Source organism: Paenibacillus glycanilyticus (assembly GCF_051200795.1).
Lineage (GTDB): Bacteria > Bacillota > Bacilli > Paenibacillales > Paenibacillaceae > Pristimantibacillus > Pristimantibacillus glycanilyticus.
Genome location: NZ_CP195155.1, coordinates 6,206,843 through 6,224,141, shown reverse-complemented (window position 1 = coordinate 6,224,141; position 17,299 = coordinate 6,206,843). Strand labels below are relative to the sequence as shown.

19 protein-coding genes are annotated in these 17,299 nt (G+C 48.8%); 18 read left to right on the top strand and 1 reads right to left on the bottom strand.

The annotated features are described in order from the left end of the window. Positions 1-39: 39 nt before the first annotated feature. A complete protein-coding gene (locus tag ACR9FF_RS28120; protein WP_127499483.1) occupies positions 40-1,200 on the top strand; it encodes a sensor histidine kinase in 1,161 nt (386 codons plus the stop codon). 7 nt (positions 1,201-1,207) lie between these two features. Then, positions 1,208-1,936, top strand: a complete 729-nt coding sequence (locus ACR9FF_RS28115; RefSeq protein ID WP_127499480.1) for a response regulator — start codon at positions 1,208-1,210, stop codon at positions 1,934-1,936. An 818-nt stretch (positions 1,937-2,754) separates the two neighbouring features. Here ACR9FF_RS28115 and ACR9FF_RS28110 read toward each other — a convergent pair. Continuing rightward, entirely contained in the window at positions 2,755-3,294 is a 540-nt protein-coding gene (locus ACR9FF_RS28110; protein WP_435167136.1) for a DNA-binding response regulator, read from the bottom strand. 170 nt (positions 3,295-3,464) lie between these two features. Between ACR9FF_RS28110 and ACR9FF_RS28105 the strand changes: the two genes are divergently transcribed. The 16 genes from ACR9FF_RS28105 to ACR9FF_RS28030 all read left to right on the top strand — a co-directional run bounded on the left by ACR9FF_RS28105 (position 3,465) and on the right by ACR9FF_RS28030 (position 17,273). Further along, positions 3,465-3,917, top strand: a complete 453-nt coding sequence (locus tag ACR9FF_RS28105) for a hypothetical protein (protein ID WP_116393607.1) — start codon at positions 3,465-3,467, stop codon at positions 3,915-3,917. A 188-nt stretch (positions 3,918-4,105) separates the two neighbouring features. Then, positions 4,106-6,037, top strand: a complete 1,932-nt coding sequence (locus ACR9FF_RS28100) for a DEAD/DEAH box helicase (protein ID WP_435167133.1) — start codon at positions 4,106-4,108, stop codon at positions 6,035-6,037. Positions 6,038-6,291: 254 nt separating this feature from the next. After that, entirely contained in the window at positions 6,292-7,053 is a 762-nt protein-coding gene (locus ACR9FF_RS28095) for a ComF family protein (RefSeq protein WP_435167130.1), read from the top strand. A gap of 99 nt (positions 7,054-7,152) precedes the next feature. Beyond that, positions 7,153-7,569, top strand: a complete 417-nt coding sequence (locus ACR9FF_RS28090; protein ID WP_435172231.1) for a TIGR03826 family flagellar region protein — start codon at positions 7,153-7,155, stop codon at positions 7,567-7,569. A gap of 105 nt (positions 7,570-7,674) precedes the next feature. Next, positions 7,675-7,941 (top strand): flagellar biosynthesis anti-sigma factor FlgM, encoded by a 267-nt coding sequence (gene flgM / locus ACR9FF_RS28085; protein ID WP_317982198.1) that lies wholly within the window; start codon positions 7,675-7,677, stop codon positions 7,939-7,941. A gap of 7 nt (positions 7,942-7,948) precedes the next feature. Then, entirely contained in the window at positions 7,949-8,452 is a 504-nt protein-coding gene (locus ACR9FF_RS28080; protein ID WP_435167127.1) for a flagellar protein FlgN, read from the top strand. Positions 8,453-8,470: 18 nt separating this feature from the next. After that, positions 8,471-10,027: a flagellar hook-associated protein FlgK gene (gene flgK, locus ACR9FF_RS28075; protein WP_435167124.1), complete on the top strand. Its 1,557-nt coding sequence runs from the start codon at positions 8,471-8,473 to the stop codon at positions 10,025-10,027. 30 nt (positions 10,028-10,057) lie between these two features. Further along, positions 10,058-11,017, top strand: a complete 960-nt coding sequence (flgL, locus tag ACR9FF_RS28070) for a flagellar hook-associated protein FlgL (protein WP_435167121.1) — start codon at positions 10,058-10,060, stop codon at positions 11,015-11,017. A 10-nt stretch (positions 11,018-11,027) separates the two neighbouring features. Continuing rightward, positions 11,028-11,597 (top strand): DUF6470 family protein, encoded by a 570-nt coding sequence (locus ACR9FF_RS28065; RefSeq protein WP_435167118.1) that lies wholly within the window; start codon positions 11,028-11,030, stop codon positions 11,595-11,597. Between the two features lie 110 nt (positions 11,598-11,707). After that, entirely contained in the window at positions 11,708-12,088 is a 381-nt protein-coding gene (gene fliW / locus ACR9FF_RS28060; protein ID WP_435167115.1) for a flagellar assembly protein FliW, read from the top strand. An 11-nt stretch (positions 12,089-12,099) separates the two neighbouring features. After that, positions 12,100-12,339, top strand: a complete 240-nt coding sequence (gene csrA, locus ACR9FF_RS28055; RefSeq protein WP_435167112.1) for a carbon storage regulator CsrA — start codon at positions 12,100-12,102, stop codon at positions 12,337-12,339. 157 nt (positions 12,340-12,496) lie between these two features. Next, the gene (locus tag ACR9FF_RS28050; protein WP_435167108.1) at positions 12,497-14,155 is read left to right on the top strand and encodes a flagellin; all 1,659 of its coding nucleotides are present in this window, start codon (positions 12,497-12,499) and stop codon (positions 14,153-14,155) included. A gap of 138 nt (positions 14,156-14,293) precedes the next feature. Further along, positions 14,294-14,719, top strand: a complete 426-nt coding sequence (locus ACR9FF_RS28045) for a flagellar protein FlaG (RefSeq protein WP_435167105.1) — start codon at positions 14,294-14,296, stop codon at positions 14,717-14,719. Positions 14,720-14,741: 22 nt separating this feature from the next. Further along, complete coding sequence (fliD, locus tag ACR9FF_RS28040; protein WP_435167102.1) at positions 14,742-16,544, top strand: flagellar filament capping protein FliD; 1,803 nt, start codon at positions 14,742-14,744, stop codon at positions 16,542-16,544. 5 nt (positions 16,545-16,549) lie between these two features. Further along, complete coding sequence (gene fliS / locus ACR9FF_RS28035) at positions 16,550-16,975, top strand: flagellar export chaperone FliS (RefSeq protein WP_435167099.1); 426 nt, start codon at positions 16,550-16,552, stop codon at positions 16,973-16,975. Then, entirely contained in the window at positions 16,935-17,273 is a 339-nt protein-coding gene (locus tag ACR9FF_RS28030; protein WP_127498003.1) for a hypothetical protein, read from the top strand. The genes fliS and ACR9FF_RS28030 overlap by 41 nt, the downstream gene beginning before the upstream one ends. Positions 17,274-17,299: the final 26 nt, after the last annotated feature.

The window sequence follows — 17,299 nt, the reverse complement described above, 5'->3', positions numbered from 1 at the left end:
TTATATATTCTTAGAATTTAAGAAAGGTTGCCGATTGTTTTGGACCAGCACATAGTCGATATTAATAGAGTGATTACGAATGCGATCTCCGTCATGGAGGACAGCAAACTGCAAATTTACGAAATATGCGAATCGGCGCGCCAGGAGCTTGAATCCCTTGGTCAAGAGCTCGAGATTGTACTGGCGGAAACGTTAACGACAATCGAAAGAGTAGACCAACTGGAGCAGGACTACCGGCGCGCTCGCATTCGGCTGACTGAAGTTAGCAAAGACTTTGTTCGATATAAAGAAGAGGACATCAAAACCGCCTATGAGAAGGCGACTCAAATTCAGCTCGATCTGATGGTCTACCGGGAGAAGGAAGCGTATTTGAAAACTCGCCGGGACGATCTGCAGAAGCGGGTCCGCAATGTCGAGAAGTCGATCGAGCGGGCGGAGACGATTGCCTCGCAAATCAATGTGGTGCTCCAGTATTTGTCCGGCGACCTGAACCAGGTATCGCGCATATTGGAGTCGGCGAAGACGAGACAGATGATAGGTCTAAAAATCATCGTGGCGCAAGAGGAGGAACGGAAGCGAATTTCTCGCGAAATTCATGACGGACCGGCTCAATCGCTTGCCAATATCGTGCTTCGAACAGAAATTGTGGAAAGAATGCTACTAAAGAAGGAATTTCAAATGGTGCAGGACGAATTATTAGATCTGAAAGGTCAGGTTCGTTCCGGACTGGAGGAAATAAGAAAAATTATTTTCAACCTGCGTCCGATGGCCTTGGATGATTTGGGTCTTGTACCTGCACTACGCAAGTTCGCCCACGACTTTGAAGATAAGACAAAGATCCGGACAATCTTTGAGCTTAACGGTAAAGAAGTCAGGATGCCGTCAGCCATGGAGGCTGGTGTTTTCCGTCTCGTTCAGGAAGCGTTCACCAATGCTCAGAAGCATGCAAGAGCATCCTTTGTTACGCTGGAGGTTGCTTTTACGACAGAGACGGTCACGATTACGATCGTGGATAACGGTATTGGATTCCATAGCGAGCAGGCGGAAGCCCATGCGCAGAACAACTCTTCTTTCGGCTTGATTGGCATGCGCGAGCGTGTGGATCTTCTTGAAGGGAGGATGGAAATCGACTCAAAATTAGGACAAGGGACGAAGATTATAATCAACATCCCAATTACCGTAGAGAGTAGAAAGGAGTAAGATGACGATGAACCAGGCTGCGCCGGGAAGTAAGCGCAAGATAAAAGTATTGCTAGCGGATGATCACCAACTTTTCCGCGAAGGACTTAAACGGATTTTGAACATGGAAGACGATCTCGAGGTCATTGGGGAATGCGGAGACGGCATACAAGTGCTCGAGTTTTGCAACCACACGATTCCGGAAATCGTGTTAATGGATATTAACATGCCAATCGAGAACGGCGTTGTAACGACCGAGAGGCTGAAGACGATTTTCCCTGATGTAAAAGTCATTATTCTGTCTATCCATGACGACGAAAGCTATGTATTCGAGACGCTCCGCAAAGGAGCTACAGGCTACTTGCTGAAGGACATGGAAGCGGAGTCGCTCATTAACGCGATCCGTTCCGTCGTGAACGGACATGCTTATATTCATCCGAAGGTGACTGGCAAGCTGATCAATCAGCTCCGCCGCATGACTTACCTCGATGAGATGGGCGTGATTTCGGGCGCTGCGGCTGGCATGGAGCCAGGCGTGAAGTTTATAGCGGGCGAAGACAATCCGCTGACTCGCCGCGAGGCGGAAGTGCTGCGTCTTATGGCGGAAGGCAAGAGCAATAAGATGATTGGCGAGTATTTGTTCATTAGCGAGAAAACCGTTAAAAACCATGTAAGCAGCATCTTGCAAAAGATGGAGGTTGACGACCGCACGCAAGCGGTTATTCAATCCATCAAATATGGCTGGGTAACGCTGTAGCCGGGCTAGCTTTTTTCACACGCGAAGTGCGCTGGGCCTAATCGGCGCGCAGGAGGCGAGGGGCTCGATCGAGGGCAGACCAAAGCTGCATGCGAGAGGCAGGAACCCGGTGAAAAGCGGCCCGCCATCAGGCGGCCGAAGTCAGATCAGGTCTGGTTACAGGTGCATAATAGAGTCCCGTGTCGTAGACGCGGGATTTTTTGTGTTTTCTGGGGGATGGGTGGCAGGACATCGGCCCGAAGGACTCGATAAGACCCTGCGAGGGTCTTATTGGGGAAAAGAGTAGCTAGTTTGGGTGGGATAAGACCCTGGCAGGGTCCTATCGAATGAGAAGTGCGGTTGGGAGAGTGAATATGGCGGGGTGGTGGGCAGATAAGACCCTGCGAGGGTCTTATTGGGTAAGAAACTAGCTAGTTTGGTTGGAATAAGACCCTGGCAGGGTTTTATCGAATGGAAAGTTGGCGGTTGGGAGAGAGAATATGGCTGGGTGACGGTCAGATAAGACCCTGTGAGGGTCTTATTGGGTAAGTGAGTAGCTAGTGTAGGTGGGATAAGACCCTGGCAGGGCTTTATCGTATGGGAAGTGGCGGTTGGGAGCAGGGAAAAGGTGGAGTCGCGGATGGATAAGACCCTGGTAGGGTCTTATCCAAAGAGAAGATTGAACTTGAGCTAGTTAGACTCTAGGAGTAGCGGTGTGCAACTTGTAGGTATGGACTCGATGGACAGTGGCGTTTGCAGGTTGTAAATAATTTAAACTAACCACAGTTTGCGGGCATATTTTGAACTAATTGATAGTAATAGGCTTATATCTTTTGGCGTCACTGGTTTACGACAAGTTGTATGTAGCGAAGGATCTCTTTTTGCTGCAGGGATAGTTTCGTATCAGGCGTAAGACTGTATAGCTTGCCGAACAGCTGCTGAAGAAATTGCTGGCATTGGCGCGGCTTGCTCTTGATGTCGTCATAGGAGAAGCGGATCACTAACCAGCCGTCCAGGATAAGATGGTTCTGTCGCATCAGGTTGTCGGCGAACTGTCTGCGGTCAGCATCACGGAAGTGTGGACCGTATCCGTCAATTTCGATGCAAACTTTGTAGGGCTCGCGAAGAAAGGCATAATCGAGAAATCGCTGACCGTCCTTGTAGTCATCCACCTCGTATTCTGCATGCAAATGATCAAGCTGGCCAATAGCTGGCCACCAAACCTGCCTAAGAAATAAACCCTCCGCAAGACGCTCTTCGGATAATCTGCGTCTACGTTCGCTGCCACCGGATTGAAGCTGAGCTTGCAACCAGTGTTCATATGGGGCTTCAAGTACCTTAACCAGAATAATCACTCCTTTGGAAAATAAAAAAAGCACACGGCCCTCCCGTTGGTAACGGAATAAGAGCGGTGTGCTTCACACGCATGATTTCATTTGTATTTATTTTACAATAGACGCAGAGGCATGTCGATCACACATTTTGTCCCCCTTGTCCTTATGTCCGTAACCACTGGGCTCATAACGGCATATATTGTCACAAAGAGGAGGTGGCCGACCTGATTGCGATTTTTCTTCTTGTGATAGGCTGTTATGCTTTGGCCGCCGCATCGGTGCATGTGGCTTATAGGCTCAGGCGGGGCAAAGTCCGCGAAAGCAAGCATTATGTTCTTGTCGCTCATGATCAGCATATGAAGATGGAAATGTTTTTACGCCAGTTTTCTTCCTATTCGCGCAGAATGGGAACCGATGTTCAGCTTACGGTTGTGGATAATGATTCGGCTGACCAGACCGCTCAGATTGTTGACCGTCTTCGGCGGGAGAACGGGAATATTACGGTTTTTGCGGATGAAGGTTTGAAGGATCGAAAGCGCTCACAATCGGATGACGATTCGGCAGGTCTTATATGGATGCTTAGAAACGAAGGGATTGTAAGCAAGCCGGACCAGGCTATTCTTGTTGATTTGCAAAATCCATCGGATTTGTCGAAAATGCCGTTTTGAGCTATAATGGAAGTTAATTGGAAGCACGGAGTGAAGCACACCCCGATGATGCAATGGCATCATTGAGGTGTGCTTTTTTGCGTGCGCGGGGAGGGAAACGATTGAAAGCTTTTGTGTATGTCGTGCATGTTGGCGGGGGGTGGTCTGCTCAGATGACGATCGCGCCGGAAGTGGACCGGTTGTTTTGGATGGAGGAGGGGCTAGCGGAAGCTGTTAGGTTAGTAGATAGTCGCTATGGCGGGATGAGAAATAAGGATAAAGCGCGGAATGAAGCGGTCGAAATGAGATTAAGAGGGGAGCGGGCGGAAGAAGGCTGGCTATGGGAGGAGGCATTGCCATTAGGGGATGCGATTCGATGCGTGGAGCTTTGGGAGTGCGGTGCTGGGAGCGGTGTTTCGCGGGGCAGCAGCGGTGCGGGTAGTGGCGGCGGGCCGCTGGCTTCGCTCGCGGCCTGCGTGGAGCAGGCGCGCCGCGAAGCCGGCGCGCCAATGCAAGGGCCGGGCCCGCAGGCTGCTGGCGATGCCAGCCTGCGGTCCCGGCGGTGGGCGCGAGCCGCCGCTGACGCGGGCGGCTCCAGCCCCGGCACCGCGCGCGCTGCTGCTCGCGCGCGGGAGGCCCTGGCGGCCGCTGCGCAGCAGGCCGCCGCGGCCATGCAGGGCCGTGCGCTGCTTCGCAGCGAAGCGCACGCCCTGCTCGAGGGCGCCGCCGCCGATATGGGCGGCGCACTGCAATTGGCGCAGATGCTAGGCTGGCTGCGCCTCGCGGGCGCTGTCGCCGCCGAGCACGGCCGGCGGCGGCGCGAGTGCCGCTGCAGGCGATGCGGCAGCGGCGAAGCGCACATGCACCGCACGCCTTGCGCAGCGTGCGGGCGCATGTGCGCCTATTGCTCGGCATGCCTCACCATGGGGCGCAGCCGCGAATGCGAGCTGCTGGTGCTTGGCATGCCGGCGCTTCTATTAGAGGCCGACGGCTCCATCCCGGCCGACCTGCACAAGTGGCAGCTAAGCCCCGCACAAGCTGCCGCCACGGAATCGGCGCTTCAGTTCATCGAAGCGCCAACTAAGCCATACCAGCACCAACAAGATAAGGAGTTCCTCCTCTGGGCCGTCACGGGGGCCGGCAAGACGGAGATGATATTCCCGCTGGTCGAGTCGGTCCTCTCGCGCGGCGGGCGGGCGCTGATCGCCACTCCGCGCCGCGATGTTGTCATTGAGCTGGATCCCCGCATCCGCAGGGCGTTTCCGCAGGCACGGGTCGTTACTTTATATGGCGGCAGCGAGCAGCGCTGGGAAGAGGGAGACATTACGCTGGCAACTACGCATCAGTTGATGCGGTTCCATCAAGCTTTTGATCTCGTCATTATCGATGAGCTTGATGCGTATCCCTACCACGGCGATCCGATTTTGCATTACGCGGCGGATAAAAGCCGCGCGCCGCATGCCCCAAAGCTGCTGCTATCGGCCACACCTCCAACCGAGCTGCAGCGGCGGGTGAAATCCGGCCAGTTGCCCCATGCCAGAGTGCCTGTTCGCTACCATCGACATCCGCTGCCCGTTCCGGTTCTGCTTCGCACGCCGTCCGTCGCAAAGCTCCTTCAGACGAGAAAAATACCGAAAGCGCTGCTCACAGCCCTTAATCATTCCCTAAACCGTGGCGCTCAGCTCTTTATATTCGTCCAGCGGATCTCGCAGGTTGAGCCGATGGCCAAGCTGCTAAGCGTTCTGCTTAAGCAATCCGCCGTCGAAGGGACTTCGTCCCAGGATCCGGACCGGGCTGACAAAGTAAGCCGATTCCGCAAAAGCGGAATTCGAGTATTGGTCACCACAACCATCCTGGAGCGGGGGGTAACTATTCCGCGAAGCGATGTATATATTCTGGACGCGGACGGGCGGTTGTTTGACGAGGCCTCGCTGGTTCAGATGGCGGGGAGGGCCGGCCGTTCGGGAGATGATCCGAATGGATTTGTCTATTTTTGCGGCAGGGAGCGAACGGGCGCTCAAGCTGCGGCCGTCAGCCAGATTCGCGGAATGAACCGGATTGCTCGAAAATGCGGATACCTGCTCCCGGAGGAGCAGGCTAATTCATGGCGGTGGAGCAAATTATTCAAGCGTTCCAACTAACCTTCTTTTGACCGTCAAGCAGAAGCACTTATTTTCTCCTGCATAGCTCGTTGCCTTACGCCTATCCACTAGCTGCACTTTGATCAAATTGCTAAAACAACACCGGCAAAGGAGACCACTCATGCATGCGCCAATTCATCAAGCAACTATTTCAACGCTCTACCTCCGAGCTGCGTCACTCTTTTCATTTTCTGAATCCCAGTTCGGGAGAATGTCCTTTTTGCGGAAAAGGGTTAAAGCAGACTCCGCCAAGCTTGTCATCACCTCATTCCGATAGCAGGAAAACGTATCTCTCGTATCTCCCGCCTGCTTTTGCCCGTTCCGTCTGCTCCTCTTGCCTTGCGGCCATCCCCTGGCTTACTCCAATCAAATGCCGCGTTTGCGGCAGGGGGATCACTTGCCCCGACTGCAACCGCCGAACGGACGCCATGTTTATCGCGAACCGAAGCGCCGTCCAGTACAGCAGCGAGATGAGAGAGTGGCTGGCTCAATATAAATACCGCGGCAATGAGAGGCTGGAGCCGCTGCTCGCCCAAATGATGTTCCCGGCATTTATAGCCGTCACGAAGGAAGCGGAAAAACAAAGCTTTTTAACTCAACTCTCCCCAATCCCGATCTGGGATGCCGTTACTTTCGTGCCGGTCAGCTCGGAGCGGGCAGAGGAGCGGGGGTTTAACCAAGCCGAGCGATTCGCTTCTATTTTGGCCAATCAGCATCAGCTCCCATTGTATGATCTGCTCGTCCGGGAACGGCATACCGGGAAACAAAGCTTCAAGACCCGCCTGGAGCGAATGAAGGATACGCAGCGTTTGTTCCATGCCAACCCGCATGCAATGGCGCTTTTGCAGAACAATGTCCTAAGTTCCCCTATGAACGCTCAATCGCGGTCTATACGAATTCTTCTCGTTGACGACATCTACACAACCGGCAGTACGATTGGTGCCTGCGCTGCAGCGCTGCATCAGCATTCGGAGGTCCCGCTCGACATTTATTCGCTTACGTGGGCCAGATCCTAGCAGCAGAAAGACCTTTTGCAAGATTACTAGTGAAAAAAATCCCAATATCCGTTAAAATAACCGTAACAACCTTTTGATTGCTGGAATGGGGAATCGATGATGAATGTAGAAAACTGCCCTCGGTGCGGTAAGATTTTCGCGAAAAACTTCCGTGATGTCTGCCCTGCATGTATCCGTGAAATTGATAAAGAATACGAATTGTGCTCCACGTACTTGCGTGAACAAAAAGGTGCGGTCATAACGGAACTGCACGAAGCGACCGGCGTTTCGATTAAACAAATAACGAAGTTTATCAAAGAGGGCCGGATTTCGCTTCTGAACGCCCCTAATCTTATGTATCCTTGCGAAGTATGTGGTACGCTAATCCGCGAGAACAACATTTGCGGCAATTGCCGCGCGCGTCTCATTAAGGATACTCAACACATGTATGAAGACGAAGCGAGGAATGCGGCGTTGCGGGCAGATGAAAGAGTATCGTACAAAGGTATCGATAAATATAAAAACAGGCAAAATTAATGTTAGTCCCATAACTTGGCCTATTCATTTTCCAACTAGCTGAACCGATAATACTGTTAAAGGTTATCGGTTTTTTCTATTGTGGAACCAAAGAGGTGATTATTCATGAAGATAAATGAAACGAATCGGATCGGCGCATATAACCCCTACCAGAAGCAAATGGAACAGCGGATAGATGGTGCAAATAAGAAGAAACAGAAGGATATCGTAGAGATCTCCGCGGAGGCAAAGGAAATGCTCTCTACCAGTCAAACGAACAATCCTGAACGGCAGAAACGCCTGGAAGAATTGAAACAATCCATTTCTTCAGGAACTTACAAGGTAGATGCCGGCAAAATCGCAGACAAGCTGCTTCCATACCTGAAGGGATGATCCGTAGATGAACGAACATATCAGGCAGATTTTAGTCACCCTGCAGGAGCTGCTGGATGTGCATCGTGAGCTTATCCGGCATGCCAACGAGAAGACGGAAGCCATCCGCTCGGAAAACGTGGAAGCGGTATCCCTTATTACGAGCCGCGAGAAAAAAAGCGTGCAGCGTATCGTTGACCTGGAACAGACGCGTCTGCTTCAGGTTGGACGGTTTACGGTTGAACAAGGCCTACGCAATATGCGCTCCCTGAAGATGGAGAAGCTGATTCAAATGGTTTACCATGCGGAGCAGAAGCTGGAGCTTCAGCAGATTTGGCGGGAGCTGTCCGCCGCGATCAAGGAGCTTCAGGACGTCAATACGTTTAATCAGCAGTTGATCCGGATGAACCTGGACTATCTGCAATTTACGCAGGACCTGCTGCTTGGTGCCCCGGAGGACGAGGTTACCTATCACCGCGCCGTACAAGGAATGAATGTGCAGCGTGCTAGTCGCTATAATCTCAAGACTTAAGAGAGAGGACAAGATACGATGACATCAACATTTCATGGTCTGGAGACCGCGAAGCGGAGTATTTTCACGACGCAGACGGCGCTGAACACGACGGGTCACAATATATCCAATGCGAATACGGCCGGCTATTCCCGTCAGCGGGTTAATTTCTCGGCTACTCGTCCAATTGAAGCTTACGGTCTTACGCATTCTACAGCAGCTGGCCAACTGGGAACCGGCGTAGAAGCGGCTTCCATTACGCGGGTAAGAGACAAGTTTCTCGACAGTCAGTTTTACAGTGAGTATAAGTGGCTCGGGAATTACACGGTTCAGGCAGACACACTCGAGAAGCTGGAGACCATTGTGAATGAGCCAAGCGACACGGGCCTACAGACCGTGATCTCGAACTTCTGGAACAGCTGGTCGGATCTCAGCAAGACGCCTGAGAGCGCGGATGGCCGCGCCGTACTGGTTGAACAGACAAAAGCGATGATGGACGCTTTTAACTATACATACAAACAGCTTAACGATTTGAAATCCGACTTGACGGAAAACGCTCAAATCAACCTCGACAACCTTAAGTCGGTTTCTAGCACCATTGCCAACCTGAACGGACAAATTCAGCGTATTGAAGGCATTGGCGATGACGCTAACGATTTGAGGGACCAGCGTGACAAGCTTGTGGACGAGTTGTCCGGTTTGGCGAATGTGAAGGTGTCTGATTTATCTGACGGTTACACCATTACAATGGGCAACGTTACTCTGGTTGCGGGTAAATCCGCCGAAGGGTCGCAAGGATTAACGCTCGACGATATGACGGCTGCCATCGCGAACGGCGATTTGAATAACGGAGCCATCTACGGCACGATGCAGTCGCGCGATAAATATGTTCAAGGCTATGTTGACCAGCTGAACCAAATGGCCAATACCATTGCCAATGGAGATATTGAAGTTACGATTCCTAAAGGCTCTGTTCTTCCGGAAGGTACCGTACTTAACGGAGTTACGTATGTAGGAGCAAACCGTACGCTTACGGAAGACCTGAAAGTAACGGTTCAAGGTCTTAACGGCTTGCATCAGCTCGGCTATACGATGAACGGGGAACAAGGCGAGCCGCTGTTCACCGACGCGGATGGCAATACCGATAATTTAACCGCGGAAAATATTCAGCTCAATCCAAAGATTGCGGCAGACCCTACTCTACTTGCAACCTCTATGAAAGTGACCTTCAACGCCGATGGCACGGAGACGGTTGTATCGGGTAACAACTCGATGGCCGTTCTGATGTCGCAGGCCCGGGACACGAAGTTTGCGTTTGATGCTACGGACAAAAATACGATTAACGGATTCTTCCGCGCCGTTGTTGGCCAATTAGGCGTACAGTCCAAGGAAATGCAGCGGCTGCAAACGAATCAGCAAACGATCGTAGATCAGGTAGATTCCCGCCGTATGTCGGTGAGCGGGGTTTCCCTTGACGAAGAAATGTCCGATCTTGTGAAGTTCCAGCATGCCTATAACGCATCCGCACGCGTGATGACCGTTATTGACGAGACGCTGGATCGCATTATTAACAGCATGGGCCGCGTCGGCCTGTAATCGACTAGATAAAGCCGGAGGTGCAGCCACATGGCATTACGCGTAACGCAGACGATGATGTCTTCGCAGATGCTTAGCAATATCACTTATAATCTTAATAATATGAATAAGCTTCAGGATCAGATTTCGACCGGTAAAGCAATTAATAAACCGTCCGATGACCCCATTGGCATCACATTCGCTCTTCGCTATCGTGGTGAGATTTCATCGAATGACCAATATACAAGCAATGCAGATTCTGCATTGTCTTCTCTGGAATATATGGATACAACGATTGGACAGGCAACAGACATCGTTCAACGGTTTCGTGAGCTAATTGTTAAAGGCGCGAACGGTACGTTGGAACAGACGAGCATGACAGCCATTCAAACAGAGGTATCTCAACTGTATAACCAAATGGTGGAGATTGGTAATGGACAATTCAACGGGAAACAAATGTTTAATGGTGAGCAGACGGGTATTAAACCATATTCTACAATGGGGTTAGATCAGGTTACGGATCCTTTGGCTGATCCTCCTCAATTAAAAGCTTTTAGCAATCAGACCAATACGGGCAGTATCAAATACGAGCTGTCCCCTGGAATGACCATGGATGTGAATATAACCGGCAACGACGTGTTTGGTGCTCCGGTTACGGATGATTCCGATACGACAAGCGATAACTTGTTCCAGCTTATGCATCGTGCCTATGATATGTTGGGCTCTGGTGATCAGGCAGGACTATCTAGCCTTCTTGGTCAGATTGATACGCGAATGAACACAATGCTGACGGCAAGAGCTCAGATCGGAGCGCGGGTAAACCGTGTGGAAATCGTGCAAGGAAGACTTTCCGATGTGGATATTAACCTCCAGCAGATGCAGCAAAAGGTGGAGGACGTCGATATGGCTGCAGCTATAACGAATATGACGACATTGGAGAACGTATATCAAGCCTCCTTGTCTGCAGGAGCTAAGATCATCCAACCGAGTCTTGTAGACTTCCTGAGATAAGGTGGGTTAAATGGCTATAGGACAGATTCAAATTCAACAGCAGCCTGCCTTAATTGGGATTCAGGTAAGGCCGGCGGAACAGCATATCGAACAGCCTCAGGCTACGATTGACATGCGTCAGATTCCCGCGCAGCTATCGATCGAGCAGCCTATGGGGGTATTGGAGGTTAATCAGGACAGGGCTTGGGATGCACTTGGGCTGGCGAATAACTTGGAAGTATCGAGCAGAATATATTCGCAAGCCAAGGATATTGCGCTGCAAGGTATTGCGCGTCGCATGGAAGAAGGGCGACAACTCGCCGATATAGCGCATGTGAAAAGAAATCCTATAGCAAGCATATCTAAGGACTGGAGAATCGAAGGGCCACCAATGCCTATTACAGGAGCAGCATCCATTGATAACGTGGATCTATCCTTTACGCCGGGCAAAGTGCAGATTTCTGTTGAGCAGGGCGGTGTCGAATTAAACGTCACGCCTAACCGCCCCATTCATGAATATACGCCGGGTAAAGCGGAAATCTTCATGAGGCAGTACGCCTCCGTGCAGATTACACCGCCAAGCATCGACACGGTTTTATAGGATTTTACATTGTTCATAGAATTAGGTTTAATAACTATAGGCCTTATGCGTATCTTTATACGAGGCCTGTAGTTTTCTTTTTATATACTGAAGACGAAGAGGGGATTCGATTGACTACATACCAGTTCGATAACGGAATACCGGGCTTTGAACATCTGCAGCAATTTGTGTTGTCCGAAGTTGAAGGGGAAATGCCGGTCAGGCTGATGCAATCCGTGGAGGATGAGAATATTACGTTACTTATTGCCAGCCCCTTTTTCTTTTATAACGATTACGAATGGGATTTGCCGGATTCAGTCGTGCAAGAGCTGAAGCTGGATGACGAGAAGGATGTCGAGGTCTGGTCCGTTGTGACTCTCAATAAAGATCCGAATAAATCCACGATAAATTTGCTGGCGCCGATTGTATTGAACAAGACGACGAAACGCGGCAAGCAGCATATCATCCACGACCATGCTTATAGCTCAAGAGCGCCTTTATATCAAGCCTAAGGAGGAGCGTTATGCTCGTATTATCTCGTAAGACGGATGAGTCTATTATGATTGGCGGCAATATTGAGATTGTCGTGCTTGGAGTCGAGGGCGAGACGGTAAAGCTGGGTATTCGCGCCCCTAAGGATATTGAAATATTGCGGAAGGAACTATATGTTAATATACAGTCATCTAACCGGGAAGCGGCAAGCAGTCTGCTTGCTATTAACGACATTATTCAGCTGCTCAAACAAAATTGCTCAGACAAATAAAAAGAACAAATAAAAATAGAAAATTTTGTTTTTCCTCTATAAAAAATCCCGAATGCTGTCGATATAAATAATAAGCGCGGGGGAGGGGCGGCCGACCTTTTCACCGTAAGCTTCCGCAAGGATGCGGAACTAACAGACATTCAGGGAGGAAATAACAATGCGTATTAATCACAACATTGCAGCTCTTAACACTCTGAGCCAGCTGAACAACGCTTCCAGCGCTCAAAGCAAATCGATGGAAAAACTGTCTTCCGGTCTTCGTATCAACCGTGCTGGTGACGACGCTGCTGGCTTGGCAATTTCCGAAAAAATGCGTGGCCAAATCCGCGGTCTGGACATGGCTGCTAAAAACGCGCAAGACGGTATCTCTTTGATTCAAACTGCCGAGGGCGCTTTGAACGAAACTCACAGCATTCTGCAACGTATGCGTGAGCTGGCTGTTCAATCTGCGAGCGACACGAACACTGAGAAAGACCGTGGCGAGCTGCAAAAAGAAATGAACCAGCTCACTTCCGAGATTAACCGTATCGGTAACACTACGGAATTCAATACAAAGAAATTGCTGAACGGCGATCTTTCTTCTGAGAAAATTACTGGTTCAGTAACAACCAAAGTAGTTAATGATATTACTACCTTTAACCCAAGTTATGCAGTTGGCGTTACGATTAACGGTACTTCGAACCCTACATTTAAAGGTGCTGGGGGAGACAACCAAATTGATATTGCTAACAATGATGGTACAGTGTTTGACTGGAATACCGCTGACAATGGCACTTTAAAAGTAGAAAAAACAGCTGACGGTAATATCAAAGTTAGCCTCACTGGTGGTACTGACGCTGATGGCGATACACTCGATTTCTCTGATGAGTATGCTACTTTGAAAGATGGAGTATATACTTACGATAATCATGGTATTACGTTCTCGGTATCTGCTAAAGACGTAGCAGCTATGGCTACTGGCGATGGTTTTGATATGGATTTGGGCACAAGAGAAACCGCTTCGGCAGGATCTAATGCTGGCGCAATTGGATTGAGTTCTGATTACCAGTCCGGTGCAACATTTGCTAACGGTGCTAGCGTAATTGATAATCTTGCGGTTGATGGTTCTAAACTTGATCCAAGAGCAGCAACATTGGATATTGGCTATGATGGCACAGACCTGACGGTTACAGTTAAAGATGCAAGCGGTAACGCATTGAATACTGTAAAAACATCCGCAATTGCTTCTGGCAGCAAGTTTGACGCTTTTGGAGTTAGCTTCGAGTTTAATGCTGATTTTGATCCAACAGACACTTTTGATCTGAATCAAATTAAACTGTCCACGACTTCGACAACTGTTGACACAAAAGAAGATCATTCCGCTACTTTCCAAATCGGCGCTAACCAAAACCAATCCATGTCGCTGGGCGTTTCTGATATGAGAGCGTCTGCTCTGGGTATTACTGGTACGGGTACTGGCTTCTCTGCTGCTGCTAACGTTACTGATGGCACTGACAACAACAACGTTGAAAAAGCGCTGGATGTAACAACTGCTGCCGGTGCAGCTAACGCAATCACAGTAATCGACAATGCAATTGAGAAAGTGTCCGGCGAACGTTCCAAACTGGGTGCCGTACAAAACCGTCTGGAGCACACAATCAACAACTTGGGTACTTCTTCCGAGAACCTGACAGCTGCTGAATCCCGTATCCGTGACGTTGATATGGCGAAAGAAATGATGGAGCAAACGAAAAACTCGATCCTGGCTCAAGCTGCTCAAGCTATGCTTGCTCAAGCGAACCAACAGCCACAAGGCGTGCTTCAACTTCTTCGTTAATTTTAATCAATCTCAATCAAGAAAGGACCTTAGATTATCTAGGGTCCTTTTTTTATTAGTTGTACCCCTGCTGTATAATAAAAAGCTTAAAAACTGCCGATATAATAGATAACTATATTCCTTGAGGGGGAAATTCGGATGAATTCCAATATTTCAATTTCGGGATCGAATTTTCCATCAGAACGAACCGTCTCATCAGAATCAACAAGAAATGACATGGGGAATGGGGCTAATACAGATAGTTCGTTAGTGATGGCTATGCCAGGACAAACAACTCCTTCATTCACACGATATGAAGATGTAAAGACTGCTGAACAACGTGGCGAAAGATTAAGCGTTGGAGAGCAGCAGCTTGTGAAAAATATCGAGCAAGCTATCAAGGCGCTGCAAGGAAAGCAAACCGAGCTCGAATTTAACGTTCATAAGCAGACTCATCTTGTAGCAGTGAAAGTTAAAGATAAAGAAACGGGGGAAGTTTTAAGAGAAATTCCTCCAGAAAAATCACTAGATTTTATTGCTAAGCTATGGGAAATGGCAGGTTTGGTGGTAGACGAAAAAAGGTAATAATCAGGAGGGATAATACAAAATGAGCACGTTACGTATAACGGGCCTAGCTTCCGGCATTGATTATGAATCCATGATTACAAAGCTGATGGATGCTCAGCGGCAGCCTCTGGATAAATTAAATCAGAAAAAGCAGATTAACCAATGGATACAGGATGATTATCGAACGTTGAATAACAAGATTCTTGACTTTAAGAACGCAGCTTTTGATATGAAGCTTGAGTCCGGATATCTCGCTAAAACAGCAACTTCTGCTAATACGAACGTAGCTACAGCCTCCGGTTCAGCTAATGCATTTGATGGTCAATATACTCTTCAAGTCAAGCAATTAGCGGAAATAGCATCATTTAAAACGGGTATATTGCCTGGATCCACAATTGGTAAGGATACAACATTTACTCTTAATGGTGTTAGTATTGAACTTAAAAGCACGGATACGTATCAAGATCTAACGAATAAAATTAATGCTCAATCTGTGATGACTGGTGTTAAGGTAGCTTATGATAAGACGCTTAAGACGATGTTTTTCTCGACAACGAAGACTGGGGCAGACGCGCATATTGATCTTAGAGGAACGGATGTTGGAAGCATATTGAATCTGCCAACAACAACATCGGAGAAGATAACGTACGCAGGATCTGCGGAACTGAGTCTTGATAAAAAATTAACAACACTGAATGGAAAATCCTTTTCGTTAAAAGTAAATGGTTCGGGTGATCCTGTGACCTTTAACTTTAATTTTACTGGTAATACAACTGTTAAAGACTTTGTTGATTCTATGAATAAAGCATTGATAAGTACGGGTGTTAATGCATCTTTAGATAAAGATGGGAATTTAATTTTTGATAATCCGAACAATAGTCAAACAATTGAAATTGATGCTACTAATGAGACGAATGTCTTAAGCACTTTAGGCCTGAATGTTGCTTCAAGCACTACCAACACAGTTGCTTCTATTTTTGATGTTGGACTAAATGCCAAGGTATTGTTTAACGATGTTGAAGGAGAATATGATTCGAATTCCTTTACTATCGCTGGCATCAATATTACTGCAAAAGAGAAAAGTACCGATGCTATCAAGATTACAATTGCGCAAGACGTTGATACTGTGTTTAATAAGATCAAATCATTTGTAGATAAATATAACGATCTTATCAGCTCTATTAATTCGGAATTGTCTGAAGAACGCTATCGGGATTTCACCCCATTGACAGATGCGCAACGCAAGGATATGAGCGAAACCCAGATTGAACAATGGGAAGCCAAGGCTAAAAGTGGGATGCTGGCTAATGACTCAATTCTTACAAATAGTCTCATCAAAATGAGACAGGCATTATCCGCTTCCGTAAGTGGGTTGCCGACTGGTCAATTAAAAAGCTTGTCGGATATCGGGATCTCTAGCTCACTAATAAGCGGGTCTACCATAAGCGGTAGTTATATGGACAAAGGAAAGCTGTATATTGATGAAAACAAGCTCAAGCAGATGATCGCCGAGAAGCCGGATGAAGTTCTTAGCTTATTTATGGCTAATGATAACAATGATAAAACTACTGCAGGCGATGGAATCGCAACCCGATTGTATGATCAGGCAAGTGCGATCTTTAGTCAGATTGTAGACAGGGCAGGAACAAGCACTTCTGTCCGTAACACATTTGTATTAGGCAAAGAGTCATTGGAATATGACAAGCAAATCTCTGCTCTCCAGACCCGTCTAAGCGATATGGAGACCCGCTACTACAACCAATTCACAGCAATGGAGAAATATATTAGTCAAATGAACGCTCGCAGCAGCAGCATAGCATCACTGCTCAACTCAGGAGGTTAAAACCCATGCAATACCAACCGCGCAATCCATACATGCAGACTTCGGTTCAGACGGCTAATCCCTCTGCTTTGCTTATCATGCTTTATGACGGGGCGATTCGTTTCTGCCGTCAGGGCATTGAGGCTATCAAGGAGCACCGGAACGCTGACGCACATACGAGTCTAATGAAGACACAGGACATTATTAGTGAGTTCATCATTACGCTGGACCGCTCGAACCCGGTATCGGAGAGCTTGCTGCTGCTTTACGAATACTTCAAAGAACGCTTGGTAGAAGCGAACACTCAAAAGAACATAGAACCGGCCGAAGAGGTGCTTGGGCACCTGATCGACCTGAAGGCAACGTGGGTGGAAGCGGCCAAGCAAGTCAATCAAATGGCGGGACAAGCTAATGGAAGCTCTTTTACAGCGACTCATTCTACTGTCGTCTAATTTGGTTGAGCGGTTGGACAGCGCCGATCTGGAACAGTTCGACGAGTACATGCGGCAGCGAGAAGAACTGTTCCTGGAGCTGGAGCAGCTGGTTGTCCCGGCGGAGCAAATGGCCGTGCTCCGGCTGGAAGCCGACCGGTTAATTTCCATCGAGTCCGTTATCGTGGCGAGGATGGTTACGCTTCGTGACGAAGCGAGGCAGCAATGGGACAAAATCCAGCAGGGACGCCGTTCCCAGGCTAGATACGACTCTGCTTACGGCGGCGGAGACAGCCTCTTTTTTGACGCCAGAAGGTAGAAAATGGGGCTGTCTAAAAATAATGT

Coding starts and splice junctions, on each gene's coding strand:
- ACR9FF_RS28115 (WP_127499480.1), top strand. CDS start 1,208: ATGAACCAGGCTGCGCCGGGAAGTAAGCGCAAGATAAAAGTATTGCTA.
- ACR9FF_RS28100 (WP_435167133.1), top strand. CDS start 4,106: ATGGAGGAGGGGCTAGCGGAAGCTGTTAGGTTAGTAGATAGTCGCTAT.
- ACR9FF_RS28090 (WP_435172231.1), top strand. CDS start 7,153: ATGAATGTAGAAAACTGCCCTCGGTGCGGTAAGATTTTCGCGAAAAAC.
- flgM (WP_317982198.1), top strand. CDS start 7,675: ATGAAGATAAATGAAACGAATCGGATCGGCGCATATAACCCCTACCAG.
- ACR9FF_RS28080 (WP_435167127.1), top strand. CDS start 7,949: ATGAACGAACATATCAGGCAGATTTTAGTCACCCTGCAGGAGCTGCTG.
- flgK (WP_435167124.1), top strand. CDS start 8,471: ATGACATCAACATTTCATGGTCTGGAGACCGCGAAGCGGAGTATTTTC.
- flgL (WP_435167121.1), top strand. CDS start 10,058: ATGGCATTACGCGTAACGCAGACGATGATGTCTTCGCAGATGCTTAGC.
- ACR9FF_RS28065 (WP_435167118.1), top strand. CDS start 11,028: ATGGCTATAGGACAGATTCAAATTCAACAGCAGCCTGCCTTAATTGGG.
- csrA (WP_435167112.1), top strand. CDS start 12,100: ATGCTCGTATTATCTCGTAAGACGGATGAGTCTATTATGATTGGCGGC.
- ACR9FF_RS28050 (WP_435167108.1), top strand. CDS start 12,497: ATGCGTATTAATCACAACATTGCAGCTCTTAACACTCTGAGCCAGCTG.
- ACR9FF_RS28045 (WP_435167105.1), top strand. CDS start 14,294: ATGAATTCCAATATTTCAATTTCGGGATCGAATTTTCCATCAGAACGA.
- fliD (WP_435167102.1), top strand. CDS start 14,742: ATGAGCACGTTACGTATAACGGGCCTAGCTTCCGGCATTGATTATGAA.
- fliS (WP_435167099.1), top strand. CDS start 16,550: ATGCAATACCAACCGCGCAATCCATACATGCAGACTTCGGTTCAGACG.
- ACR9FF_RS28030 (WP_127498003.1), top strand. CDS start 16,935: ATGGAAGCTCTTTTACAGCGACTCATTCTACTGTCGTCTAATTTGGTT.